Here is a 23,611-nt window from a genome sequence, read left to right on the forward strand (position 1 = left end):
CAAGGCAGCATCGCTGGGATTCAACGAGAGTGGACGAATGAGGAGGGCCGGCGCAACCGCCCGAAGGCACCGCCCTTTTGCAGGAAACTCTGATTCAACACTCGGCCTAGAGGGTTGTTTCTCTGCGTGGTGGCCGCGAAGCATGGCTACGGCGGCTGCGGTGGTATCCCGGTTGAAGGGCGCGCTTGCGTGGGGACCGTGGCTATCTCATTGTTCGGACCGGGTATGTGACGCCTGGCGGGCGGACGCGTCGGGGAGAGCGATCGCATGGGCGCGCTGTCTTGCGGAAGGTTGGAAGGTCGGGAGCAAAGCTGCGAAGACGGCTGCGCGACAGGGTTGCGGAAACTCAGACGCGAGGAACCACGAACGAGGCGAACGAGTCTCCGAATGGGCTCCGGGGGTTCGGGTGGCGGATTGGGTCGGAGAATCCGGCAGGAGTGGCGGCGCCGGAGGACCGTCCGAAGGAGGGATTGCGGTCCGCTCGCGAGGCGCGAACCAGCGGGCAGAGTGCGGATGCGGCGTCGCTGGAAAAGGCCGGGCCGGCCGCCCGGGAATTGGTGGCCAGAAATGCTGAGAGATCCCGGCGCAGAGCCGGGAACGGTTTGGAATCGAGGTCAACGGGTCTTCGAGGGAGGGACGCGCCCGTTTGCATCGGGTGCGTTCGGACTGGCGTGGTGGGGTGGGGAAACCTCTCCGGACTCCAGCTCGGCGATCCACTGTCGAAGGCGGGGGACGTCGGAGGACGCATGGCTGACCATGCGTTCCAGGGTTTCCAGATCCTCCCGGGCCAGGGCTTCCGCCTGCCGGGCCATGGACTCGAGGGCAGCGGCGATCCGCTCCGCCCAATCGGCGGCGAGGCGGGAAAGGTTTTTTTCGACTTCATAACGGGCCCTGGCGAGCAGACTGCGTTGGATGGGGCGGCGGAAAAGCCGCATCGGGATCAGCCAACCGAGCGTGGCAAACGCGGGATCGAACGCATATGCTACATCCACCGGCGGACTTTCGGGGGCCCGAACCTCGACGATGAATTCCCGGGGTGCGAGCGCGAGATCCAGCGCGGCCCTGACATGAGCCGCGAGCCGGTCGTGGAGGGCCTGCAACATGCGTGTGAGATGGGCTTGCGCCTGTTGCAAGGGTGTGCAAAACCGCGGTCGCTCCGTGCGGGACAGCTCGGTAAGTTCACTCTGAAGGAATTCGTACAGCCACCGCCGCCATGCATCCAGCAGGGGCGGCAATCGCAGGTGCCAGTGGGCGAACTGCTCCTGTAACTCGCGCGTGACCCTGTGCTGCAGGGTTCGCTGCACGGGACGAAGCTGGCGGAGATAGTTTTCCAGGGAGCCAGCCGCCAGGGTGCGGACGAAGAGGGTCAGTTCGGTGCGGAACCATTCGAACTGCCGGCGTTCTTCTGCCAGCCGGTCTCGCAGGGCGTTGCGAGCCGAGTCGGCGCGGGTGGCGGAGGCGAGAGCCACGTGCAGGTAGTTGAGAATCTGGTCCCGCAATGAAGTCAGCTTGTGTCGGACAATTTGGTCGCCCGCGGCGGTGTGATGTTGGAGGAGCGGACGGATCCATTGGTTCATCAACCGGGCTTTGAAGGCTGCTTCGTCGGAACGGATGGAGTAGAAGAACACGGGCATGCCGTCGTTCTGCGTCCCGGAGAGCCGCTGTTGGACAAAGGCGAGCACCTGGGCGCGCTGGGTCTCGGTGAGCAGGTCCGCCCTGGTCAAGAGCAGGGCGATCCACGGGGTGTGACGACGCACTTCCTGAAGGAGGGCAAGGTCGTGTTCGGACAGTGGGGCGTCGGCGGGGATGGCCACCAGGGCCGCGCCGATGTGGGGCAGGAAGTTGAGGGCGGCCTCGGTGTTGTGCCGCAATGCGCTGCCCAGGCCCGGTGTGTCCACGAATTGCAGCGGGGCGAAGGGAAGTAACTCGGGCAATTCGACCTCCACCGCCGCGACTTGTTTTCGATTGCCGGGGTTCTCTTGCTCGCCCACATAGCCGGAGATCTCGGCTAGGGGGATTTCTCGTCGCGTGCCGTCGAGGAACTGGACCGATGCGCGGTCCGCAGGGCCGGCGCGCAATCGTGTGACCACGGCGGTCAGCGGGACCACACCGACGGGCAGGATCGCGCGGCCCACCAGGTGATTCAGGAACGAGCTTTTGCCCGCCTTGAAACGTCCCAACACCACCACCTCGATGGTCCCGGGTTGTGCGAGAAGTTGTCGGCAGGCCCTGATTTGTGGCTGCAGACTGGTCAGGCGGCATTCGTTGGCAATACGGGCGAGCTGCTCCAGGATGTGGTTCGGGCTGGTCATTCGGCTCCAGGGGGTTTTCGCTGCAGGAGAGCGATCAAGGTCCGGACCGCTGCGTCGAGTTTTTCGATTTCACGGTCGAGGTAGGCCGCCGTGGCGGGAGCGAGCGTTCCGCAACCAGCCAGCTCCCCGCGGGGGCGACATTCGTACAAGTGGATGCTGTCCAATTCGAGCGCGGCCAGGAATGAGCGTCGTACGGATTCGCTTCCAGCCGGCAGGGCAAGATCATCGGCGATCTGCCGCAACCGATGTTCGGCCTCGTGGAGGGCGGGGAGAAGGCGTTGGGCTTCGCTGGGAGCGATTGGATCTTCGTAACGGACCAGCCGGCTCTGTCGTACCCCATGCTCGAGGGCGTCGCGGAGCGCCGCCAAGTGCTTCTCCAGAATCGTCAGGGCGGCCGCGATGCGACGACTTTGAGGCTCGTTCAGGGCAAATGCAGGATCGTGATTCATCGGGCGATCATGGTGTGCGGGGACGGTTGGCGGATGTGGCGGTCCGGTGCCCGTCGGCGCAGCGATTCCCGGGATCCGCGGGGAGCGTCGAGGTTTTCGGCTGGACGCACTGGGATCGGCGGCAAGCCACGAAGGTCTTGTCGGGACCGGGGTGCAGGGCGCCCCCGGTGCGGCAGGCCAGGGGCGAGGATGTCACGGGACTCGACGAGTGTCCGTGTTTCGGCAAGAGGGCGGGGCGGGCAAAACGCGCCGGGCGCCGCGAGGTTCCACGGGAAAGGGTGGGCATGAAAGAGGGCTGTCCGCGGGTTGGCAGTTCTGGGCGGGGAACGCTTCCCGACTGACGCTGTTGCCTTTGGGGCGTGCTCAGGCCCGGGGCTGCGAGCTTCATGGGTTCCACGGAAGGTCGCATTGGGAAGCGGTGACAAATGTTTTTCACCCGGGCGCCCTGTGGGGAGAGGAAAACCGCACGGCGGGCAGGGCCTCCCGCGGGCACCGTCAGCCCGGCAGGATTTGAACCGCCCTTCGTGCAATCGTCCAGCCACCTCATCGCTGCTCTACCGATTTCAGAGCGTCGGTAGGAGTTATCAGCCCGAGATGATCAGGCGGTTCTCTCGCAGGGCGAGACGGCAAACCCCATTGCCGTTACGAATCTGCCGCAGCGTGGAGCGGTGCGCAAGAGCGGGTGCCCGGGCCCGGAGTGCGAATGCGGGCCGCACCGACGCTTGCACGAGGGGCATCGGTGACCCATTGTGGCGGCCGGGTTCGAGCCGAGCGGAACGGTTGGTGGACAACTGCCTGGTGGCCTTATGTAGAGGCATCGGCAGAGAGGAGACGTGGGCGGGCGCGCGGGGAGAGGGGTTGCGGACAAGATCCACATACAGGCTCGAAAAGGAGACCGCGGGATGACGTACGACGAGGCCATTCAATTCCTGTACGGGCTGCGTTGGTTCGGGGCCAAGTTTGGCCTGGAGAACCCGCGCCGATTGGCGGCGCTGGCGGGGCATCCGGAACGGCGATTACGGTTTGTTCACGTGGCGGGGACCAACGGGAAGGGGTCGGTCTGCGCGTTTCTGGAGAGGATTTACCGCGAGGCCGGCTATCGGGTGGGGCTGTACACCTCGCCGCATCTGGTCCGGTTTGGCGAACGCATTCAGGTCAATCGACAGTTCATCTCCGATGCAGACGTGGCCCGGCTGGTGGAGGAGATGCAGCCCTGGCTGAGAACGTTTCCCGCGGATCATCATCCCACGTTTTTCGAGGTCGTGACGGTGATGGCGCTGCGGTATTTCGAGGAGCAAAGGTGCGACGTGGTGGTGTGGGAAACGGGGATGGGGGGACGACTGGATGCCACGAACATTGTGACGCCGCTGGCCAGTGTCATTACCAACATCCATTACGATCACCAGCGCTGGCTGGGCCATACCCTGGCGGAAATTGCCCGGGAGAAGGCAGGGATTCTGAAACCGGGAGTGCCGTGTGTGACGGCCACTGAGGCCCCGGAAGCGCTGGACGTGATCCGGGCCACGGCCTTGAGTCTGGGCTGCCCGCTGTACGTACTGGGGCCCGAGGCGGTGCGAGCGGCGCCGTTGGATCGGATCAAGCTGTTGTTGCCCGGGGCACACCAGCGGATGAACGCCGCCCTGGCGGCGGCGACGGTCCGGGCGGTGAGCCGCGTGTTGCCCGTGGGCGAAGAGGCGATCGAGCAGGGTTTGGCCCGCGCGAGCTGGCCCGGCCGGTTTCAGCGGGTACGGTTGGGAACGGGGCCGGAGTTGATTCTGGACGGCGCGCACAATGTGGGCGCGATGGAGGTGCTGTGTGCGACGCTGCAGGAGGAGTGCCCCGGAGTGCAGCCGGCGTTCATTTTGGGGGTGATGGCCGACAAGGATCTGGAGGGGATCGCGGCGCGGGTCGTGCAACGGGCCGGGCGGGTGCTGTGCGTGCCGGTGCCGAGTGAGCGGAGCGCCGACCCTGCGCGGCTGGTGGCGGTCTGTCGTGCCGCCGCCCCGACGCTGCCGGTGGAGGCATGTGGATCCTTGCGCGAGGCGTTGGATCGCGTTCAGGGAGAGGCCCTGGCGGTCGTGACGGGGTCGCTGTATCTGGTGGGGGAGGCGTTGGAGCTGCTCGAGGGTCAGGCGGGCGGCGTCCGGGACGAGAAGGGATTGAACACGTGGACCGGCCCCGTGGCGCCGACCGCCGTGAGCCCGCGTTGAGGATCCTTGCCACCGCTTCCGAGCAGCCGGCGTGGTGGGTCGTCAGGGGGCTTTCACGGCCCGGACCAATTGACTCACGAATTCGCTCACTTGGGGGACCAGGTCGGGATGGGGACCCAGCTGTCCGATGCGGTTCACCACGGCGCTGCCGATCACGACCGCATCCCCCCAGGCTGCTGCGGTCCGGGCTTGTTCGGGGGTGGAAATGCCGAAGCCGATGGCGATGGGCAGCCGGGTGTGTGCGCGGATCCGGGCCGTCATGGTGCCGATGCCGTCGGCCAGTTGGTCACGCATGCCGGTGACCCCTTCGCGCGAGATGTAATAGATGAAACCGGCTGCGTGGCGCGCGATGAAGGCGATGCGGTCGTCCGGGGTGGTGGGGGCGATGAGGTAGATGGGACAAAGCCCGGCGGCCCGCATGGCCGCTTCGTAGCCCTCGTCTTCGTCCGGCGGCAGGTCGAGCACCAGCAAGCCGTCCACGCCGGCGGTGCGGGCGCGCTCGATGAAGCGCTCGAGGCCCATGCGGTGGATGAGGTTGTAGTAGAGATAGAGCACGATGGGGATTTGGGATTCGCGGCGAATGGCGGCGACGGTGTCGAGCACGCCGGCGGGGGTGGTGCCGGAAGCCAGCCCGCGCTGGGCCGCCATTTGATTGACCGGGCCATCGGCCAGGGGATCGCTGAAGGGCACGCCCAGTTCGAGGACGTCCACCCCGACTCGGTCGAAGGCCAAGGCCAACTGGCGGGTGGCCTCCAGGTGCGGGTCGCCGGCGCCGATGTAGATGATCACGCCCTTTTGGCCGGCCTGGCGCAGCGCGGCGAATCGTTGTTCGATGCGATTCATGCGGGGCTGCAGCATACTGGACCGGCCCGGAGCTTCAACGACGGAGACGGGTTTCCGTTCGGCCCGAGGCGTGGCCGTACTTGTGCGGAATCCTTCCGCTCGGGCCGGGCTGCCGCGATCGAATGCGGTCACGGGCTTGTGGGACTGTGTGCCGAATTCGGGAGCCGCGGCACGCGGACCGGTTCTCCGGCGACGGCCGGGCGGGGCGTGCGGAAACTATTTTCTGGAACGGGCCGGATAGGCCCGACAAGATTCCGGCGCGGTTGCAGCGAACGCGGACTGAGATCTGGGCATGAAGGCGAAGATCATTGTGACGCCGAAGAAGGCGGTGGTGGACCCACAGGGCAAGACGGTGCAGAGCGCTCTGGCCCATCTGGGGTACACGGGCGTGCGCGCCGTGCATGTGGGGAAGTACATCGAGATCGAGTTAGAACCCGGCACGGACCGGGCGGCGGCGCAACGGGCGCTGGACGATGCGTGCCGGAAGTTTTTGAGCAACCCGATCATCGAGGATTATCACTTGGAGATTGTCGATTGAACGGCGCGGGGGCGATGCGTGTCGCCCCGACCGATGCCGGCGATCGGCGGCGGAGGAGAAACGATGAACGTGGCGGTCGTACAGTTTCCGGCCAGCAATTGTGACCAGGACGCGGTGCATGCGATTCGTGTCCTGGGCCATTCGGCGTGGTTGGTGTGGCATCGGGAGACGAGCCTGGGCCCTGCGGATGCGGTGATCATTCCCGGCGGGTTCAGCTACGGCGATTATCTGCGGTGCGGTGCGATTGCGCGGTTCAGTCCGGTCATGCAGGCGGTCGGGGCGTTTGCGGAACAGGGCGGGCTGGTGTTGGGCATTTGCAACGGATTCCAGGTGCTGACGGAGGCGGGGTTGCTGCCGGGGGCGCTGGTGCGGAACCGGTCCTTGCAGTTTCGTTGCGAGCACGTGTTTCTGCGGACGGTGCACAACGATTCGCCGTTTACCTGGAGGGCGGACCCGGCGCGGCCGCTGCGGATCCCGATCGCGCACGGCGAGGGCTGTTATTACGCGGATGAGGCGACCCTGGACGCGCTGGAAGCGCGGGGTCAGATCCTGTGGCGGTACTGTGATGCCACGGGCGCGGTCACGGAGTCGGCCAATCCCAACGGGTCGCTGCGGAACATTGCCGGAGTGTGCAACGAACGGGGCAATGTGGCCGGGTTGATGCCTCATCCGGAGCGGGCCTGCGAGGCGATTTTGGGGAGCACGGACGGCCGGTTCATTCTCGAAAGCATGTTGAGCTGGCGGGAGCGGCAGGCGGCGATCGCGTCGAGGCCGGTGGCCGCGTGATTGGGAATCGGCCTCCGAGGAGGCGGTGGCTCAGGGTTCGCCGGCCCCGGGAGAAGCGGATCCTTCGGAGAGAACGCGCCCCATGCATCAGCCGCGCTTCCGGAGAACCCTCTCCAGGTTCCCACTTTTTTCAGCGAACTTCGGCAGGCTCGCGCGTTCAAGGACGGGGGCGCAAAGGCCGCGGTCCACACCGAGCCGCGCCGGCCTGCTTATCGCGAGCTGACGTGAACGGCTCTTTCTGTCTCCCAAACGCCGGGGGGTTCAAGAGTTCGGTGGTGCAGGAGAAGCGTTGGTTGCCGGAGCGGGTGGCGGACCGGCTTGTTTCAGGATTTTCTGCGCGCGGGTCAGGCCGCCCAGATTCCAGACGTTGGAGTAGCCGAGACTTCTGAGTTCCTGCAGGGCCATTTCACTGCGTCGGCCGCTGCGACAGTAAAGCAGGAGGGGTTGGGTTTTGTCGGGGAAGACCTTCGGAGCCAGGCGGCTGAGCTGGTCCAGGGGGACGTTGGTGGCGCCGGGGAGGTGTCCCTGGCGGAATTCTTCCGGCGTTCGAACGTCCACCACTTGCGCGCCGGCCCGGAGCTGTTCTCCCAACTGCTCCGGGCTGAATTCCTGAGCCACGGCGGCGCGACGGACCAGGCCCCAAGCGATGCAGATGCCGGTTGCCACGGCCACCCACAAGAGCACCGATGTTGCCGAACTGTTCATACGCGAGAGCATGTTGCCTCAGATTGGCATGGCGCCGCCCCGCTGGCAAACCGCGTGCGCGCCACGCGATTGCCGAGCCGAGAGGCGGGGGAAAGTTACAAACGTCGTGAGGAGATGGGGCCCGGCATTGCCGCCGGATGCAGACGTCCGGGGCGGGCATGGGAGGTCGAAGCGGGCGCGGACCGCCTCGAGGAAAGAGTCTCGCGCTCAGCCGCCGATGGCGGTCATGGGGCGGCCGGGTTGGTAACAGTTTCGGAAGGCGTGCTCGCGGGGTTTGATGGCCAGGGCGGTCAGGAAGAGTTTGCGCAGCGCTTCGTCGTCGGGTTCCCGGAGGGCGGCGTGGAGGTCGATTTCGTCGTGATGACCGAGGCAGGGGCGAAGGCGGCCGTCGGCGGTCAGACGCATTTTGTTGCAGGTGTCGCAGAAGTGGGTCTGGGTGATGGCGCCGATGAAGCCCACGACGGCACCGGTCCGTACGAGTCGATAGTATTTGGCCGGTCCATGTCCGAGGCGGGCCTCGGGGGCGGGCACCAGCTCGTCATGTTCCCGAAGGCGCTCCATGACTTCCTCGACGGAGAGGAAGTTTTCGGGGGTCAACACATCGCGGGAGGTCAGGGGCATGAGCTCGATCAGGCGCAACGGCAGTTGATGTTCGGCACTGAATCGGATGAGGGGCCAGATCTCCTGCTCGTTGATGTGCCGCATCAAAACGGTGTTGAGCTTGACGCGTTCGAAGCCGGCGCGGACGGCCGCGTGGATGCCTTCGAGGACGGGCGCGAGGTTTCCGCCCGTAATTCGCCGGTAGAGGTGCGGGTCAAGGGCGTCCAGGCTGATGTTGACGGTGCGCAGGCCGGCCTCGCGCAGGGCGGTGGCCAGGGGTGCCAGTTTGACCCCGTTGGTGGAGAGGCCGATGCACTCGACGCCCGGGATGCGGGCCATTTCGCGGACCAGCTCGACCAGGCCGGGTCGGAGCAACGGCTCGCCGCCGGTGAGCCGGAATTTCCGGAAACCGAGGCCGGCCGCGACCCGCACGATGCGGAGCAGGTCGTGATCCGTGAGACCCTCACCGGAAGCGATCCAGCCGGCGTACTGACGGGGCCGGCAATAGACGCAGCGTTCGTTGCATCGGTCGGTGACCGAGATGCGCAGGTAGTCGATGGTTCGGCCAAAGGCGTCCATGGCTCCGACGTGCGCGGCTCCGGGCGCTTGTCCGGTCACTTTGCGACCAAGAAGACCCCGCCGGGTCCGGCGACGTTGGCCGAACGTAAACCCGATTGATGAGGGATACAAGTCCGGTTTGAGACGGCTGGCGGTCGAGTCCAACACTCGGCCCGGCGGAGCGGTAGGAAGGCCCGGCCGCTGCCCCGGACCGGGGACCGCGCCCCTGCACGGTGCCTGCGAGGCGGCAGGGGGGCAGGAGCGGGTGGTAAACAGGCCGCCGGACCGAAGGCTGGGGCGACGAATCATCAGAGAGACGGCCCCGTGCCACGTTTGGATCCGTTTCCTGCGAGGCGGAATTGTTTCGGAGGCTTTTGGCCGGAGAAGAGATTCGGTCTGGTGCCGGAAACGACCCCTCGTGCGCCGGAGGAACGGAGGAAAGGGAGGTTGCCCGCAGGTTGCGTCCGACGCTAGGTTGGAGGGCCATGAGACGGCTCATCGCGTGGTGCTGGCTGCTGGGTTGGCTGGGAGGGCTCGTGACCCTGCCCGGCCAGGGGGCGGACCAGCAGTACGTGGGAATTTACGCAGCGATTCAAGAGGGCGACCGATTGTTGGCCGCCGGTCAGGAACGGGCGGCTCTGGCGAAGTATCTCGAGGCGCAGACGGCTTTGCAACGGCTGCAAAGTGCCTTCCCGGATTGGAATCCCCGTGTGGTCCGGTTTCGCCTGAATTACCTGGCCGAACGGATTGCGGCTGCTTCCGGCCGGACAGGACCGGCTCCGGTGCCGGAAACGGCGAAGCCCACACCGGGTCCGGAGGTGTCCCCGACCACGGTACGGGCGGACCCGGCGCTTTTGCAGGAGCTGGAGGTGCTGCGGCAGCAGGTGGCTCAGCTTCAGTCGGACAAGGCGCTGCTGGAAGCGCGGCTGCGCGAGGCGCTCTCGGTTCAGCCGGCCGCCGCGGATCCTCGGGAACTGGCACGGGCGCAGAATCGGATTCGCGACCTGGAAAAGGAGCTCGAGTTGTTGCGTGTGGCCCTGGATCAGGAACGGCAGCGCAAAATGCCGCCGGATCGATCGGCCGAAGTGGAACAGTTGCGACGGGAACTGGAAGCGACGCGGCGGGAGTTGGAGGAGCAGAAGGAGTTGGCACGGCGCCTGGCGCGCGACAAGGCCTCCGCGGAGGAGCAGCTTACGGCGCACAGCCTGGCGGCCGCGCAGGAACTGCAGCGAACGCGTCAGCGCATCGCCGAATTGGAACAGGAGCTGGCCGAGCTGCGGAAGGGAGCGGCATCGCCGCCGGTCTCCGGAACGGGTTCGGCGGATGCGGCGGCGCTCGAAACGCTGCGTCGGGAGTTGGAGCAGGCACAGCAGCGACTGGCCGAGCAGAGGGAGCGTGCGGACACGCTGGCGCGCGAGAAGGCACAGTTGGCGGCGCGTCTGGAGGCTTCCAGTGCCGCAGCCGTGAATTCGCAGGAACTGGAGTTGCTGCGGCAGGGGTTGGAAGAGGCCCAACGCCGGCTTGCCGAGCAACAGGCGCTGAACCGTCAGTTGGCGGCGGAAAAAGCCACGTTGGAGGCACGAATGCAGCAATGGCAGGCCGATGCCGGAACGCTGGCAGCCCTGCGGGCGGAGAACGCCCTGTTGAAACAGCAGTTGGCCGCCCTCAACGCAACGCCTGCTCCGGACACCAACACGTTGCAGGCGCTGCAGCAGGCGCAGGCCCGGCTGGCAACCCTGCAGTCGGATCTCGAGATCCTGCGGCTGGAGAAGATGGCGTTGGAGCAGCGGCTGCAGGCTGCGCGGAGCAACGAACTGGCGGCGACGCGCGCGCAGGCGGAGACCGTGGCGAATCTTCAGGCCCGTCTGGCGGCCCTGGAGGCTCAGCCGGTTCCCTTCACACCGGAGGAGCTTGCGCTGCTGCGGGTGCCGGCACCCCGACCGCAGGAAGTCGCCGTGGCGGAGGCGGGTTCCGGGCCGGGGCCCGCGCGTTCAGCCCCGGTCTCGGTGGCCAAACCGGAGGGGTCGGCGGAGACCGGAGTCGCGCCGCCCCCGGCCTCGCAAGTGGAAGCGTGGATCGCGCAGGCACGTCGGGCCTTTGCCGAGGGGCAATACGAGCAGGCGGTTCGACTGTACCAATCCGTGCTGGAGACGGATCCCCGACGAGGTTCGGTGCTGGCGGATCTGGCGCTGGTGAAGCTGGAAATGGGGGATGTGGCGGGGGCCGAGGGCCATGCTCTGGCTGCTGTGGAGGCGGCGCCCGAGCTGGCGTTGGCCCGATTCGCACTGGGGCAGGTTCGGTTCCGGCAGGCGCGGTACGATGAGGCGGTGGAGGCGTTGAGTCGCGCGGCGGCGCTCGATCCGCGAAGTGCCGAGGTTCAGAACTTTCTGGGACTGGCGCTGGCGCACAAGGGGTTGCGACAGGCTGCGGAGACGGCTCTGCGACGGGCGATTCTCTTGCAGCCCGGTTACGCGGTGGCCCATCACAATCTGGCGGTGTTTTATTTGCATCGCACCCCGCCGCTGGTGGAGCTGGCGCGGTGGCATTACCAGAGGGCACGGGCCGGCGGGCATCCGCCGAATCCGGAACTGGAATCGGCCCTGGCAGCCAGGACCGGCGGGCCTTCGAGTTGAAGCAGGGCGGCCGCTGGACCGAAAGGCCGGGCTCAGGGCCTGCGGGGGTGCAGCCCGAGCGGACTCATCCAACCGTTTCGGGACGGAGCCGGGGAACCTGTTCCAAGAGCTGCGAGACGATTTGGTCGGGGGTAATTCCCTCGGCCTGGCCTTCGAAATTCAGGATCAGTCGGTGCCGAAGGGCGGGCGGGGCGACGGCCTGGAGATCTTCGAGACTGGCATTGAGCCGGCCGTGGAGGAGGGCCCGGACTTTCCCCGCCAGCACCAATGCCTGCGCGCCGCGCGGGCTGCTGCCGTAGCGGAGGTATTGTCGGGCCAGCGGCACGGCCGAGGGATGGTCGGGATGAGTGGCCAGGACGAGTCGGGCGGCGTAGTCTTTGACCGGGCGAGGCGCGGGCACCTGGCGCACGAGGCGCATGTGGGCCAGGAGGGTGGAACGGTCCAGAACGGTGCGCACCGGTTCCGGTTCCTCGCCGGTGGTGCGATCCAGTACTTCGACCAACTCCGCTTCGTCGGGATAACCGACCAGGATTTTGAAAAAGAAGCGATCCAGTTGGGCTTCCGGCAACGGGTAGGTGCCTTCCTGGTCGATGGGATTCTGGGTGGCCAACACGAAAAAGGGTTCTTCCAGGCGGCGCCGTTCGCCTGCGGCGGTGACCTGACGCTCCTGCATGGCTTCCAAGAGGGCCGACTGGGTCTTGGGAGTGGCGCGATTGATTTCGTCCGCGAGTATGAGCTGAGCAAAGATGGGACCCGCCTGAAATTCGAACCTGCGCCGGCCGTCGGGGCCTTCAATGACAAGGTTGGTGCCCAGGATGTCCGCGGGCATCAGGTCGGGCGTGAACTGGATCCGCTGGAATCGGAGATCCAGAGCCTGGGCCAGCGTCCGTACCAGCAGCGTTTTCCCCAGGCCGGGCACGCCTTCGAGCAGGACGTGCCCGCCGGCAAACAGCGCAATGAGTGTTTGTTCCACCACGGTTTCCTGGCCGACCAGCATGCGGCCGATTTCGGCTCGCAATGCGGTGACCGCGCGATGAAACGATTCGATCTGCTGTTCCAGTTCTGATGGACTCATGTCTCCCAACCCTCGGCGGTGCTGCCGACAAAGGGCCCGGCCCGGCAGCGGCGCGGCTCGAGCGGCGGCGTGCCAGGCTTACGGCTGCGATTCATCGAAATAAGACCGCACGGTTTGACGATACGCACGGGGAATTCTGTCCAGATTGACGGCTTGCGGATTTGCCGGGGTGGCAGCGGCCGTGACTTCGCCGATGGCCACGTTGGCGGGGGTTTGCAGAGCCTCACCCCGGGTCCGAAGCACGGGCATCGGTGTCCCGGGGAGCCAGGGCCCGACGAGGCGTTCCGGAGCCAGTCCGGCAGGTCGCGGCATGGCCCTCAGCGACTCGTTGTAAAGATCGCCGCCGGGTTGCGTGCCGGCACTGCTGCCCCCGGCGCTGGAGATGGCCGACGAGCATTCCATCCAAGATCGACCCGTGCCCACGCAGGCAGCCGCTTGGGCCACTTTCCGCGATGCCGCCAACAGTCTTTGACTCTGACCCGTTCCGCGGCAGGCCGACGCTGCCTGGCTCAATGCCCGGCTGGCGGACGAACAGTTCCCGGCCTTCAAATCCTTCAGCGCGGACTGCAACCATTGCCGGGCGGCCCGGGACGTGGCCGCGCCGGGCAGGAGCGACTCCAGTTCGGAGGCGAGGCGCTGTTGTTCGGCCGGGTTGAGCCCTGCTTGCTCCAGGGCGCCGGCCAGCTCGTCCAACCGTTGCGCCAGGGCTGTCAGAGCCGCGGCGTCGGCTGCATCGAGACCCGACATCGCCAAACCCGAGGCGGTTGGACGGTCGGTTTCTGAACCGAGCCGAGCTCCCTCCGAGGTCGAGCGGGCAGGGTCCGAGCGTTGGGGAAGCTCGCCGGCGGTGGGGGACAATCGCGAGTCCTGGGCAGCGAGGGCTTGGGACTTGGCCACGGTCGCCCGCTCACCGGCTGGTTGCGAGGAGAGCGCGGGTACGGACGCCGCCCGGGTGGAGTCGGCGGATGCGTTTGAATTGCCGGCGGTTCGGGTTGCCTGTTGTTCTGTGCCCCGGGAGTCTGCCGTGGTGCGGGCCTGGGATTCGAGTCGGCGTGCCAATTCCGCCAAAGCCTGCAGTGCCTGTTCTGGTGGCAAGGTGAGTTCCGAGAGCTGGCGCCCGATGGCTTCGATTTCCCGCAAAGCTGTCTGAAGGTCAGGGGTCAGATCCGGGGCCCGGAGTTCCTGGCGGGCAAAGGCCACCAATTCGCGACCCGCCTCGCGCTGGGCTTGGGCCTGGCGCTGTCGTTCGCGCCAGGCATGGGTTCGGTATTCCGGGACCCAGAGCAGCGCGAAGCCAACCACGAGCAAGGCGCCGGCCCACGAAGCCTGGCGGGGGAGCTGCAGGCGAACCAAGCGTTGCCAGGGGGTTTGTCGCAGCGCTTGCGCAGCCCGACCGATCACCAACGGAGCCCACGGATGCTGCGCCTTGTGCAGGGCCAACTCCCATGCGGTCACCAGCCGTTCTTTCAATGCGAGCTGCGCATCCATCCAGTGGACGGTTTGAGCCAGGGTACGTCGCCCCAACCACTGCAGGAGAGCCCCGGTCACGGTGAGCGTGGGCACGGCCCAAAGGGCCATCCGGGGCCATACATCGGGCACAGGCAGGAGCTTATAGACCGCCAGCACGCCCACCCAAATCGCGGCCCCCAACGCCAGCCCTTGCCAGAGGCCCTGCCAGAGCTGGACAGCTCGCAAGCGGCGCCTGGTCTGCCGTGCAGCCTGCTCGAGGTATTGGAAATCCGCGTTCACAAAGCCCGGCTTTCCCGCCCCAACCATGCCTCAAAGTCCAACCGATGGCCAGTGGGAAAGGCGTCCGGTTCGGCCGCAGGGATGGACCGGGACAGGGCCAGAAGGTGGGCCGGGGGTTTCAGGGCTGGCAGTGCCGTTGTGCAGAGGGAATCTGATTTGTCGCCACCAGGCCGCTGGAGGGCCTGTTTCGTCGGGAAGCGGCCGAGCCAGGCCAACGAGCTGGGCAAGTGTTCCTGGCAAGGTTCAATCTGCGCGGCTCGCGGCCAAGCCGCAACCAACTCCCTGGTCGGCGGCCGGAGCTCCCAAGGCGGGCCGGTCGATCCGGGACATCGCCATGCGGCCTGTAGACCACGACCCGGTCTGCCGATCCCCATCTTCGCTCAAACAGGTGGCACGAAACGGATGAGATGCCGTCGACCGAAGTCGGCAGATCTCAATCAAGTTGTCTCGGTTATAAGTCTTCGCGCCACCTTGGGATCTACTGCCTCATCGTGTTGGCCGGCCTCCGGAGCGAGAATTTGGAATGAGAATCTGGGGCCGCCGACTTACGGCGGCGGCTACCGACCGCCAATCCCGCACTATCAAACCCCGCGGCCACCGACGGAAGTCGGCGGAAGGTCCTCCCGCGGAGGCTCGGCGGCACGATCGCGGCGGTTAGGTCCATGCGTGAAGGGCCCCCACGTGGCCGCGGGCGCAGCCGATTGGCCGCATTGGGACTTGCCGCGACCCTGCATGGCTTTGGAAGCTGGACGTGCGCGATCGGCTTATGCGTGGAGTGGGCCGCTGGATTTGGTTGGGGTGGCTGGCCTCGGGGGTTGCCGGGGACGCAGACGGGCAACCGGCGATTCCTGAGCCACCGCCGCCCGTGCGGGAGTTTCGGGGCGCCTGGATCGCCACGGTGGGCAATCTGCACTGGCCCTCCCGAGCCGGTCTCCCGGCAGCGGAACAGCAGGCGGAGTTGCGGCGGTTGCTCGATGCGGCTGCGGAATTGGGTCTGAACGCGGTCATTCTTCAGGTGCGTCCCGCCGGCGATGCGTTGTATGCCTCGAAGACCGAACCGTGGTCGCCCTATCTGACGGGACGCATGGGGCAGGCGCCCGAGCCGTTCTACGATCCACTGGCGTTTGCCGTGCGGGAGGCGCACCTGCGCGGACTGGAGCTGCACGCGTGGTTCAACCCGTTTCGGGCCCTCGTCCGGTCGGCCAAGACGGGGCCCGTGGCCGCGCAGCACATTACTCGAACCCGACCCGAGTGGGTCCGGTCGTATGGTTCGTATCTCTGGCTGGACCCGGGCGAGCCGGCGGTGCAGGACTACGTGATCCAGGTGGTGCTGGACGTGGTGCGCCGCTACGACGTGGATGGCGTGCACTTCGACGACTATTTCTATCCCTATCCCGAAAAAGGGCCCGAGGGGCGGACGCTTCCCTTCCCCGACGAGTCGACCTGGCAGCGGTACGGCAGGGAGAGCGGGTTGGACCGCGACAGTTGGCGTCGGCGCAACGTGGACCGCTTCATCCAGCGAATGCACCAGGCGCTGAAACAGACGCGGCCCACGGTGAAATTCGGCATCAGTCCCTTCGGCATCTGGCGGCCGGATCATCCCCCGGGCATTCGGGGCCTCGACGCATTCGCGGTTTTGCATGCAGATGCGCGCAAGTGGTTACGGGAGGGCTGGCTCGATTACTGCGCTCCGCAACTGTACTGGCCCAGCACCGCCAAGGCACAGAGTTTTCCGGCACTGCTGGATTGGTGGAACAGTCAGAACATCCAGCGTCGTCATGTGTGGCCTGGGCTCAACACTGCGATGGCCGGGCAGTGGGGTCAGGAGGAGTTGATGCGTCAAATCCGGTCCACGCAACAACAACGGGTAAGTGCCGGGCACATCCATTGGCATCTGCCGGCGTTGCTCGGGCAGACGAACCTGGTGCGCGCGTTGCGCACGGGGCCCTATGCCCAGGCAGCCCTAGTTCCCGTTTGTTCATGGATGCCGGGGCCGGTGCCCGCGCGACCCCGCCTGGAGGTGGGTACGGAATCGGGGACCGGGCGTGTGCACCTGCACTGGAAGAGCACTTCCAGGGATCCCGTGGCGTTTTGGTACGTGCAGGTGTTGCAGCCGGGGGGATGGACGAGTCGAAGGTTGGGAGGCGAGACGCATTCGTGGGTGGCGGAAGAGGCCCGGGCGGTAGCCGTCCGCGCGGTCGCTCCCAACGGCGCGGTCAGCCCGCCGGCGATCTGGCGCCGGTCTGGGACGGGGGGAACAGGATCACGATCGTGATTCTCTGCTGATGCCCGGCCGGCGCATCACGGCGGGGCACTGGACGCCTCTTTTAACAGCCACTGTTGGATGAGCAACCAGGCTGCCCGATCGCAGGCTTCCTCGGCTTTGGCCCCACCCGCGTTGGTGGCGACCGCGAGTGCGAAGTCGCGCGCAGGTGCCAGCCAGACCACGGCGAAGAAGGTGGTGTTGGAACCGGCGTGCGTCAGGGCGCGCCCACCGGCCCAATCTCGGGACACGACCACCCAGCCGAGCGCATACTCCGCCTCACCCACGGGCGCGTGGAGTTTCTCGAACGAAGCCCGGGTCAGGCCGGCTTCCTTCCCTTGTGCGCCGCGGAGATGGAACCGGAGGTAGCGGGCCAGGTCCGGCAGGGAACAATGAACGGCACCGGCGGGGGCAATGGCCGGGGGATTATCGGCGCGGGGACCGGGTGGGACCGGGCGGAACGTCTGATCCCGGGAGGCGTGGCCCCAGGGCTGGTCCAGTTGTCCGGGAGCCGCGGGTGCGCCGAAGCCGGCGGAACTCATCCGGAGCGGTTCGAACAACTCGGCGCGGATCAGGTCTTCCCACGTCTGACTTGCAGCTCGTTCCAACATGGCACCGGCCAGTGCGTACCCGGCGTTGGAGTAGAGCGCCTTCGAGCCGGGTGGCACCGCCGGAGCTCGGGCCGTCACACGCTCCAGCAGATAGAGTCGTTGCTCGCGCGGTGGTTCCGAACGTTCCCACAAGCTGGCCCACAGCCCGTCGGCATCCAGGCTGGCCGGCACGCCGCCGCGATGGGCCAAGAGCTGTTCGAGGGTCACTTGACGAAAGGCCGGGTCAAAACGTGCCGCACGGTCTGGGAACACGTCTTCCAATGTGGCGTTCCACCGGATTGTTCCCCGTTCCACCAGCCGGGCGGCCAGCGTGGCCGTCATCGACTTCGTGATGGAGCCGATGTGGAATTTATCCTGCGGGGTGACCCGAATGTCGCTTCCCAGACGTCGGACCCCCACGGCGCCCAGCGCGACCACGCGATCGCCTCGGACCACGACAGCAGCCAGGGCGGGCAACTGAAACTGCGCACGCACGCGTTCAAGCAGATCCGCGCAATCGGCCGGGCCCGGTTCCGAAACGGTTGTCAACGAGTCGGCGAATCCCGTGCTGGTCCATCCTCCCAACAACCGGCAGGCCAGCAAACAAGCGAGGCCCATGGAGCGGCCGGGCCCCGGCAGTCCGATCCGCCCACGCAAGGCGAGGTTGTGAGCCTTGAGCGCCATTCCACCGAGACTGATGCAGGATCCGTGGCGGGGCAAGGCCGGTCTTCAGAGAGCGCGCAAACCGGATGAAGCTACCGGGGGCAAACCGGGCACCCGGCATCCGCGGTAATTCTCGTTGCGCGGAACGCACGAGCCCGAACCGTTCCCTGCTCCGGGGACAACCCGTTTCTGTCGCGAGGGTCTCCGACAGTGGCGCCTGACGGCATCGGCTTGCGCAACGGGTCACATCCGAACCCCGCGGTGTGTCGCGCTCGGGGAAGGCACCCGGTCCCTCGGGCCTGGCAAGCCGCTCCGAAGGTCGCAGCTGGGAGGGACTGGGCGCTCGGCCGCTCTGCTCCCGACCCGGCCGAGCCCGCATCCCGGGAATCGAAGGCCCAGTCGCTCCGACGCGGCGTTCGGGCTGTGGGCAGGCTGCCCCTCGGGGCTTCGAGGGCGATTGAGCCTGGTCGGCGCAGTGGTGCCATTGGGCTGCCTGGCCGGGTGGTGAAAAAGCCGGGCTTTCTCCAAGCGCCGCGGGCACGTTGCTGGTTTCAAAGTGCAGTTCCTCAGCCAAAAAACGGCTTCGATGCTGAGTCGGAGACTGTTGGTCCGGCCGCGCTGCAGCGGGACCGGGCTGGCCGAAGCCCGACACTCCATACACTGGCGCCAAGCCGCTCACTCCTGCTTTTGACGCCTCCATGCTGCAAAATGGAGTTCGGGGGTACGAACGGGTGCTGGCTGGCGCGCGAGCGTCCGCATGTGTTCCTCTCGAGCGGACGGCTCGTGGCGAATCCGCGGGGGACTGCCATGGTGAAGGACGTGAGGTTGGGAATTCTCCGACTCCGGACTCCGAACGCGCGGTGCGTCCGCCGGAATGCCGCTTGGGGCCAGAGTTCGGGGTGCGCCCGTTGGGCAGAGGCCGGGTAGGGCATTTCTCAGGCCGTTTTTCCGGGCTCGACCTGGGTTCCTGGCCGCGGATACTTGTGGGATGCAGCAGATGAAGCAACACGGGCCTGCCTCGCCAGTAGGGGACAGGCTGCCAGGGCAACGGCCTTGGTGGAGGTCCCGGGACACCGGGCCGATGCACAGGGAAAGCCGGCTGTGCAAAGAAACAAGCCCGGAGCGGGGCGAAACTGAACGCGTGCCCTTTTACAACGCAGTATGAATCCCTGGATTGCGCTTTGGATAGCGATTGTGTCGGAAGTCGCCGGCACGCTGGCCCTCAAGGCGTCCGAGGGGCTCACGCGCCTGGGCCCGACGCTGATCGTGGTGTCGGGCTACGGAGCGGCCTTTTACTTCCTTTCGCTGGCTTTGAAGGCCATTCCCGTCGGCGTGGTTTATGCGATCTGGTCAGGGGCGGGCCTGGCCCTGATTACGGTCGCAGCGTGGTTTTTGTTCGACCAGGCCCTGGATGTGGCGGCTCTGGGCGGGCTGTGTTTGATCTTGGCGGGCATCGTGGTTCTGCAATTCTTTTCCAAGTCTGCCCAGGGGATTGGCTAGGGCATCAGGCCGGCTGCCATCGAGGATGGCCCCCCCTGCCCCGATCTCTGCGCGCCGGAAAGCGGCACGAAGTCGCAGGCGATGGCCTCTTGGGAGTCCGCAGGGGGCATCGAGCCCGGGAGCGCGAATTCCGCACGCCGGCAGCCGGTTTTTCGCTCGGGGGTTACACGGCCTCCGCGCGAAGGCGGGCAGAGGGTGCGGGCGCCGGGCACAGCGTTACCGATGCCGCGGGCACATCGGGCATTTGGGCAGGCTTGGTTGTGGCGGAGATGCGGGCGGGAGGTGCCGGCCCGTGCGGCCGAAGGCTCGCCAATCTGCATTTCCGGGGCTTCAAAAGCCTGAGGGCCCGGTTGGAGTCGCATCCAAGGTGTTGCGGTCCATGGGCTTGGACAGCGACAGGGGTTGCGAGCTTGCCACGCGGCGGATTGCGGATACCTTTATGGCCCGGTTTGGAAACCAAGAGTCCGGACACGATGCCACTCGAGCTGTCCAGTCGCCCAAGGCCACAACGCTTGCCCCCGAGGCATGCGCCCTTGGCCCGTCAGGAGCCGCATGTTCGCCGTCCGGCCCGCATGGTCACTCGCCGCGTTGCATGGAAACCGCAGTAGAATCGATGGCCGGCCCGCATCAGCTGCAATCGGAGTTGGCAAAACTGTGCCTGCCGTCGGCCAGCCGGGATCCGAACCGCAAGCTGGCCTACGTCAACTCCATTTGCGCCGCCTTTCTGCTTGTGGGGCTGGTCGGTCTGAAGATGCCCGAGCCGTACGTGCGTCCGATCCCCGAGCCGGTCGAAATTGTGCCGGTCGTGTTCACTCCACCGGACCAGCCGCCACCCAGCACGCAAGAGGAGTCCCCGGAAGAACCGCCCGAGGACCTGCCGGAGCCCAGTTTGGACACCCCCGTGGTGGCGACCGTCGTGGCTGCGGATCCTTCTGCGGTGGCCTTTGCCGTGCCGGTTCAGGGACCGGTCATCCTGGCCCCGGCCCGGTTTGCGGCTCCCCCACCGCGCGTGACCCGACCGCCTCCGCCGGCACCCACGCGGTTTGTGCCGACCGGCAGGGAGGCCGGCAGTTTCCCATGGCCGAAGGCCTACCCGCGACAGGCTTTGCTGGAACGGCAGCAGGGAACGGTCATGCTCCTCGTGCAAGTGGGAGAAGATGGCCGGCCCACGTCGGTGACCGTCCATGAAAGTTCGGGCTACGGCACCTTGGACCGACATGCGTTGGAATGGGTCCGGGACAACTGGCGTTGGCCGCCGGGGCCACCCCGGGCCTACTACGTGCCGTTCGTGTACCAGCTGCCAAAGTAGAGCATGGACAAAGCCCCTTGGCCCGGATTAATCTGGTCAAACCCGGTGCGAAGGGGCCCGGGGCAAGTGAAGCATGAGCAGGTTCCGGTAGGCGAAACCGCAAAACGTTTATGATGCTGGCAAACATTCTGGTCGAGTATTTCGAAAAGGGCGGATGGATCATGTGGCCCATTCTGGTCACTGCCATCGTGGCCGTGGCCGTGGTGGGCGAACGCACGATTTGGTGGATCCGCGAGGGCTTCCGACGGGATCCGGAGCGTTTGGAGCAAATTTTTGCGGCGATCGAACAGGGAGACTTCCGGAGCGCAGCCCGGCTGTCCAAAGACTCGACCGATCCGGTGATCCGGATGATCTGGCACGGCCTCAACCATCATCATTCTTCGCTGCAAGGGGCCCTGCAAGTGGCGGCGGGTGCCGAGCTCCAACGGGCGGGCCGGTTTTTGACCGTGATGGACACGATGGTGACGCTGGCCCCCCTGTTGGGCCTGTTGGGCACCGTGTCGGGCATCTTCCGCACGTTCCTGTCCATTGGCGATGTGGAATTGGCCGTGGAGAAGGTCACCGGGGGTATCGGCGAAGCGTTGATCGCCACGATGTGCGGCCTGGCGATTGCCATCATTGCGTTGATTCCTTTCAATTATTTCACGAGCAAGGTCAGCCGCCTGCAGTTCGAACTCGAGTCCGCTGCCACCAATCTGGAGGTCATGGTCGCCGCGGCCAAGAAACGCGGATTCGACACCCTCGAATTCCATCAGGCGGCCGCGGAAGAGGAAAAGACGGCTTGAACCTTGGGACTGGCAGTTTGTCTGCCGCCAGCGCAGCGCCGGGACGGCCATGAGAATCGGCTCTCCATTGCCCCACAAAAAGGCCCGGATCGAGATCATCCCGCTGATCGACATCATGTTCTTTCTCCTGGCCTCGTTCATGATGGCCAGCCTGACCATGATCCGGATGCAGTCCATCAAGATGGACCTGCCCACCGCCACGGCCGCCACGCGCGATTTCAAGCCGGATATCATCAACATTGCCGTGGACAAACTGGGGGATGTGTACATCGAAAAGCAGCGGGTGACGCTCGCCGAGCTCCACGTCTACCTCTCGAACAAATACCGGCTGAATACCAACGTGCCGGTTTACATCAGCGGTGACAAGGACGCCACCCACGGCGCTGTCATTCGCGTGCTGGATTTGGTCCGCCGGGAGGGCATCCAGAAAGTCTCCTTCGCGATCACCCCGCAACAGACCAAGGAATAGCCGCTCTCCTTGACGCGGGCGGGCGGCCGGGCAGCGGGTGGAACAACCAAGACGCCTCAGCAGGCGGTTGCCAGTGAATGCACGGCAACCGGCGCTTCGAGGAGCAACCCTCTTGAGCGTTCCAGCAGGCGCACCTGCGAGCCGGAGAAATCAGTCTCCAGCCCCAAGGGCCTGATCCCGCGTGTGCCCTTGCCCCGACGCGGGTCCGGGCTGGTGCTTCTTGCACCGCAAGGTCAGCCCCCGGCTTTCGCCACGGGACGGCGGGAATGGCGCTCGTCTGCGGGGTCGCATCTGCAGCGGTTCGAGAAAGACAACCGCCGGGACCACCGCTGCCCACACGCAAGGGGATCGCCGCCACGGCGGAGGAGGGAACCTCCAAACGCCGGTGCCCGCACGCCGCGTCTCGGATGTCCATACCCGGACGTTGGCCGGACAGCAGCGAATCCTCATGCGCTGCCCGGGGACCTTCGCGCAGCGGTTTCATTCCCGGTATCGCAGGGCTCCTCTTGCCGTTTTTGAAAGGCCGCTTCCTGCTGTTATCGCCCGGCATCGAGAAGCGCGTGAAACCGCGGCGGACACCCGGTAATCGGAAGCCGGTTGGAACAACGGGTGGAGTCCCGGCAAAGGAATCGCGAGCTTGTTCTCCCCCGGCAGATCGCCAGGCCCAACGGGCCATTACGCAGTGAGCCCGGCCAGAGTCGGCCCGTGTCCCACGAAAGGCAGGGAAGACAAAGAGGCGTTATCGAACCCGATTCCAGAGAGCGCGCCAACTCACGCGGAAGGGGCAGCGGAATTCGGTTCAGGGCCGGCCTGGTCGGCACGGAGAAGATGGCGAAAGCTCACCGGCGGCCGGCCGGCGGTGCGTTGGTGGCGGAGGCGGCGAGGGCTTCTTGCTGGGCATTCCATTTCTGGACCAGGTCGTTGAACTGCTCCACCAGTTCATTGTATTTGGCCACGATGCCGTTCCGTTCCTCGGCCAGCTTCTTCATTTCCTCGTTTTGCTGGGCGATGGTCTGGTTTTGGCGTTCGATGTTTTCGTTGGCCTGGGCCAGGGCTTGTTTGTAGACCTCGACCTGTTGCTGTAGTCGTTCGTTCTCCCGGAGCGCCTTGTCCAGTTCCTTGTCCAGTCGGCTGAGCTCGGCCATGTTGGTCTGGATGGTCTGGGTGAGGTTCTTCCGGATCCCCTCCAAGCGATCCACCTCCTCCTGCGTACGCCGGACCAATCCGTCCAGGTTCTGGAGTGCCTCTTTTTGGTTTTGCACCTCGTCCACCAATTCCTGGAGGCGCTGGCGCAAGCGAACCTCACGGGTCCATTGAAACGCCACCAAACCGCACAGGCCCAGGGCAAACACCATCAACAGCGTGACCAAAAAGGATCTCATAGTTTCTTATGACACCGCGCTGCGGGCGCGCGTGCAGGGCAGCATCGCAGGTTCCCTGTTTCGAGTCAAAGCAGGAAACGTCCACAGGCAAGGAGCCGCAACTGTTTCGGGGTTGCGGAGCAGGCCGGGTCGGGGGGCGTCGGTTGCTGACTTTTCCCGCCCAAGGGGAAGGAGGGACCATGTCGGGTGGCG

18 protein-coding genes and 1 riboswitch are annotated in these 23,611 nt (G+C 66.1%); of the genes, 9 read left to right on the top strand and 9 right to left on the bottom strand.

Annotated features, from left to right (window positions below; all coding sequences use genetic code 11):
- Positions 1-614: 614 nt before the first annotated feature.
- On the bottom strand, positions 615-2,312 hold the full coding sequence (locus ACPDIT_RS10490) for a dynamin family protein (RefSeq protein WP_423443261.1): 1,698 nt from the start codon (positions 2,310-2,312) through the stop codon (positions 615-617).
- Positions 2,309-2,761 (bottom strand): hypothetical protein, encoded by a 453-nt coding sequence (locus tag ACPDIT_RS10495; protein ID WP_423443262.1) that lies wholly within the window; start codon positions 2,759-2,761, stop codon positions 2,309-2,311. The genes ACPDIT_RS10490 and ACPDIT_RS10495 overlap by 4 nt, the downstream gene beginning before the upstream one ends.
- Positions 2,762-3,329: 568 nt before the next feature.
- Positions 3,330-3,411, bottom strand: a riboswitch (Fluoride riboswitch).
- Between the two features lie 252 nt (positions 3,412-3,663).
- Here ACPDIT_RS10495 and ACPDIT_RS10500 point away from each other — a divergent pair.
- On the top strand, positions 3,664-4,971 hold the full coding sequence (locus ACPDIT_RS10500) for a bifunctional folylpolyglutamate synthase/dihydrofolate synthase (protein ID WP_423443264.1): 1,308 nt from the start codon (positions 3,664-3,666) through the stop codon (positions 4,969-4,971).
- 42 nt (positions 4,972-5,013) lie between these two features.
- Here the strand turns inward: ACPDIT_RS10500 and trpA are convergent, their stop codons facing one another.
- Complete coding sequence (gene trpA, locus ACPDIT_RS10505) at positions 5,014-5,814, bottom strand: tryptophan synthase subunit alpha (RefSeq protein WP_423443266.1); 801 nt, start codon at positions 5,812-5,814, stop codon at positions 5,014-5,016.
- Between the two features lie 292 nt (positions 5,815-6,106).
- Here trpA and purS point away from each other — a divergent pair, with 292 nt between their 5' ends.
- Both purS and purQ read left to right on the top strand, forming a co-directional pair.
- On the top strand, positions 6,107-6,352 hold the full coding sequence (gene purS, locus ACPDIT_RS10510) for a phosphoribosylformylglycinamidine synthase subunit PurS (RefSeq protein WP_423443268.1): 246 nt from the start codon (positions 6,107-6,109) through the stop codon (positions 6,350-6,352).
- A 63-nt stretch (positions 6,353-6,415) separates the two neighbouring features.
- A complete protein-coding gene (purQ, locus tag ACPDIT_RS10515) occupies positions 6,416-7,138 on the top strand; it encodes a phosphoribosylformylglycinamidine synthase subunit PurQ (RefSeq protein WP_423443270.1) in 723 nt (240 codons plus the stop codon).
- 261 nt (positions 7,139-7,399) lie between these two features.
- Here purQ and ACPDIT_RS10520 read toward each other — a convergent pair whose 3' ends face one another.
- Both ACPDIT_RS10520 and moaA read right to left on the bottom strand, forming a co-directional pair.
- A complete protein-coding gene (locus ACPDIT_RS10520; protein WP_423443272.1) occupies positions 7,400-7,843 on the bottom strand; it encodes a rhodanese-like domain-containing protein in 444 nt (147 codons plus the stop codon).
- 207 nt (positions 7,844-8,050) lie between these two features.
- Complete coding sequence (moaA, locus tag ACPDIT_RS10525) at positions 8,051-9,022, bottom strand: GTP 3',8-cyclase MoaA (RefSeq protein ID WP_423443274.1); 972 nt, start codon at positions 9,020-9,022, stop codon at positions 8,051-8,053.
- A 464-nt stretch (positions 9,023-9,486) separates the two neighbouring features.
- Here moaA and ACPDIT_RS10530 point away from each other — a divergent pair, with 464 nt between their 5' ends.
- Positions 9,487-11,634 carry a tetratricopeptide repeat protein gene (locus tag ACPDIT_RS10530; RefSeq protein ID WP_423443276.1) on the top strand — a complete coding sequence of 716 codons (2,148 nt, stop codon included), beginning with the start codon at positions 9,487-9,489 and terminating at the stop codon, positions 11,632-11,634.
- A gap of 64 nt (positions 11,635-11,698) precedes the next feature.
- Here the strand turns inward: ACPDIT_RS10530 and ACPDIT_RS10535 are convergent, their stop codons facing one another.
- Together ACPDIT_RS10535 and ACPDIT_RS10540 are read right to left on the bottom strand one after the other, a co-directional pair.
- A complete protein-coding gene (locus ACPDIT_RS10535; protein ID WP_423443278.1) occupies positions 11,699-12,709 on the bottom strand; it encodes an AAA family ATPase in 1,011 nt (336 codons plus the stop codon).
- 78 nt (positions 12,710-12,787) lie between these two features.
- Entirely contained in the window at positions 12,788-14,485 is a 1,698-nt protein-coding gene (locus ACPDIT_RS10540) for a hypothetical protein (RefSeq protein WP_423443280.1), read from the bottom strand.
- A gap of 739 nt (positions 14,486-15,224) precedes the next feature.
- Here ACPDIT_RS10540 and ACPDIT_RS10545 point away from each other — a divergent pair.
- Positions 15,225-16,733, top strand: a complete 1,509-nt coding sequence (locus tag ACPDIT_RS10545) for a glycoside hydrolase family 10 protein (RefSeq protein ID WP_423443282.1) — start codon at positions 15,225-15,227, stop codon at positions 16,731-16,733.
- Positions 16,734-16,759: 26 nt separating this feature from the next.
- On the opposite strand, the gene ACPDIT_RS10550 is transcribed toward ACPDIT_RS10545, so the two are convergent.
- Positions 16,760-17,806, bottom strand: coding sequence for a serine hydrolase domain-containing protein (locus tag ACPDIT_RS10550; protein WP_423443284.1), 1,047 nt, complete (start codon positions 17,804-17,806; stop codon positions 16,760-16,762).
- Between the two features lie 1,329 nt (positions 17,807-19,135).
- On the opposite strand from ACPDIT_RS10550, the gene ACPDIT_RS10555 reads away from it, so the two are divergent.
- From ACPDIT_RS10555 to ACPDIT_RS10570, 4 genes are all read left to right on the top strand, one after another.
- The gene (locus ACPDIT_RS10555) at positions 19,136-19,474 is read left to right on the top strand and encodes a DMT family transporter (RefSeq protein ID WP_423443286.1); all 339 of its coding nucleotides are present in this window, start codon (positions 19,136-19,138) and stop codon (positions 19,472-19,474) included.
- A gap of 592 nt (positions 19,475-20,066) precedes the next feature.
- Positions 20,067-20,783, top strand: a complete 717-nt coding sequence (locus ACPDIT_RS10560; protein WP_423443288.1) for an energy transducer TonB — start codon at positions 20,067-20,069, stop codon at positions 20,781-20,783.
- A gap of 110 nt (positions 20,784-20,893) precedes the next feature.
- Entirely contained in the window at positions 20,894-21,568 is a 675-nt protein-coding gene (locus ACPDIT_RS10565) for a MotA/TolQ/ExbB proton channel family protein (protein WP_423443290.1), read from the top strand.
- A 49-nt stretch (positions 21,569-21,617) separates the two neighbouring features.
- A complete protein-coding gene (locus ACPDIT_RS10570) occupies positions 21,618-22,037 on the top strand; it encodes an ExbD/TolR family protein (protein WP_423443292.1) in 420 nt (139 codons plus the stop codon).
- Positions 22,038-22,876: 839 nt separating this feature from the next.
- On the opposite strand, the gene ACPDIT_RS10575 is transcribed toward ACPDIT_RS10570, so the two are convergent.
- A complete protein-coding gene (locus tag ACPDIT_RS10575) occupies positions 22,877-23,419 on the bottom strand; it encodes a hypothetical protein (RefSeq protein WP_423443294.1) in 543 nt (180 codons plus the stop codon).
- Positions 23,420-23,611: the final 192 nt, after the last annotated feature.

Source organism: Limisphaera sp. VF-2, from assembly GCF_049537125.1.
GTDB lineage: Bacteria > Verrucomicrobiota > Verrucomicrobiia > Limisphaerales > Limisphaeraceae > Limisphaera.

Coding starts and splice junctions, on each gene's coding strand:
- purQ (WP_423443270.1), top strand. CDS start 6,416: ATGAACGTGGCGGTCGTACAGTTTCCGGCCAGCAATTGTGACCAGGAC.
- ACPDIT_RS10540 (WP_423443280.1), bottom strand. CDS start 14,485: ATGGTTGGGGCGGGAAAGCCGGGCTTTGTGAACGCGGATTTCCAATAC.
- ACPDIT_RS10575 (WP_423443294.1), bottom strand. CDS start 23,419: ATGAGATCCTTTTTGGTCACGCTGTTGATGGTGTTTGCCCTGGGCCTG.
- ACPDIT_RS10495 (WP_423443262.1), bottom strand. CDS start 2,761: ATGAATCACGATCCTGCATTTGCCCTGAACGAGCCTCAAAGTCGTCGC.
- trpA (WP_423443266.1), bottom strand. CDS start 5,814: ATGAATCGCATCGAACAACGATTCGCCGCGCTGCGCCAGGCCGGCCAA.
- ACPDIT_RS10570 (WP_423443292.1), top strand. CDS start 21,618: ATGAGAATCGGCTCTCCATTGCCCCACAAAAAGGCCCGGATCGAGATC.
- ACPDIT_RS10490 (WP_423443261.1), bottom strand. CDS start 2,312: ATGACCAGCCCGAACCACATCCTGGAGCAGCTCGCCCGTATTGCCAAC.
- purS (WP_423443268.1), top strand. CDS start 6,107: ATGAAGGCGAAGATCATTGTGACGCCGAAGAAGGCGGTGGTGGACCCA.
- ACPDIT_RS10535 (WP_423443278.1), bottom strand. CDS start 12,709: ATGAGTCCATCAGAACTGGAACAGCAGATCGAATCGTTTCATCGCGCG.
- ACPDIT_RS10500 (WP_423443264.1), top strand. CDS start 3,664: ATGACGTACGACGAGGCCATTCAATTCCTGTACGGGCTGCGTTGGTTC.
- ACPDIT_RS10555 (WP_423443286.1), top strand. CDS start 19,136: ATGAATCCCTGGATTGCGCTTTGGATAGCGATTGTGTCGGAAGTCGCC.
- ACPDIT_RS10520 (WP_423443272.1), bottom strand. CDS start 7,843: ATGAACAGTTCGGCAACATCGGTGCTCTTGTGGGTGGCCGTGGCAACC.
- ACPDIT_RS10530 (WP_423443276.1), top strand. CDS start 9,487: ATGAGACGGCTCATCGCGTGGTGCTGGCTGCTGGGTTGGCTGGGAGGG.
- ACPDIT_RS10560 (WP_423443288.1), top strand. CDS start 20,067: ATGGAAACCGCAGTAGAATCGATGGCCGGCCCGCATCAGCTGCAATCG.
- ACPDIT_RS10545 (WP_423443282.1), top strand. CDS start 15,225: ATGCGTGGAGTGGGCCGCTGGATTTGGTTGGGGTGGCTGGCCTCGGGG.
- moaA (WP_423443274.1), bottom strand. CDS start 9,022: ATGGACGCCTTTGGCCGAACCATCGACTACCTGCGCATCTCGGTCACC.
- ACPDIT_RS10565 (WP_423443290.1), top strand. CDS start 20,894: ATGATGCTGGCAAACATTCTGGTCGAGTATTTCGAAAAGGGCGGATGG.